Source organism: Brevundimonas sp., assembly GCF_018608325.1.
In the GTDB taxonomy this organism is placed as follows: domain Bacteria; phylum Pseudomonadota; class Alphaproteobacteria; order Caulobacterales; family Caulobacteraceae; genus Brevundimonas.
This window is the reverse complement of record NZ_JABAZW010000039.1, coordinates 3,307-3,775: the sequence shown is the minus strand read 5'-3', so window position 1 is coordinate 3,775 and position 469 is coordinate 3,307. Positions and strand designations below refer to the sequence as shown.

General features: G+C 70.6%; 1 protein-coding gene. It reads right to left on the bottom strand.

Features of this window, described 5'->3' with window-relative positions; translation table 11 throughout:
* Window positions 1–469, bottom strand: a 469-nt coding sequence (locus QZ281_RS04330; protein WP_292225133.1) for a UdgX family uracil-DNA binding protein, incomplete at both ends; no start/stop codon positions are given.

The following is a 469-nucleotide window of genomic DNA, read 5'->3' as shown; positions in this document are numbered from 1 at the left end:
ACCCGGGGCCGCACCAGCCGCCGCTCGGCGTCCAGCCACCAGCGGCAGGCCTGAACCTCACCCGCGTTCGGCGTCTTGTGCAGTCTTCGCTTGCCGCGCGGCTCATGTTTGAAATGCTTCACCGCATTGGTCAGATAGACGTCCGCCCGATCAATGCCGGCCTCTTGCAACGCCGCGTCCAGCACCTGCCCCGCTGGTCCGACGAAAGCTCGCCCGCTCAGGTCTTCCTGATCGCCCGGCTGTTCGCCCACGATCATCAGCCGCGCCGCCCTCGGCCCCTCGCCGCACACGCCTTGGGTCGCATCGCGATGCAGCGGACAGCGACGGCACCCCTGCACCCCGCGCGCGACCGCTTCCAGACTGTCAGGCGCGACATCGCCCGGCCGACCCAGATGCAGGTCGGGCGCGACCGCTCTGGCAAAGCGCACATTCGGCTGGGGCGCTGGCGCCGCCACCATCGCCTCGGCCC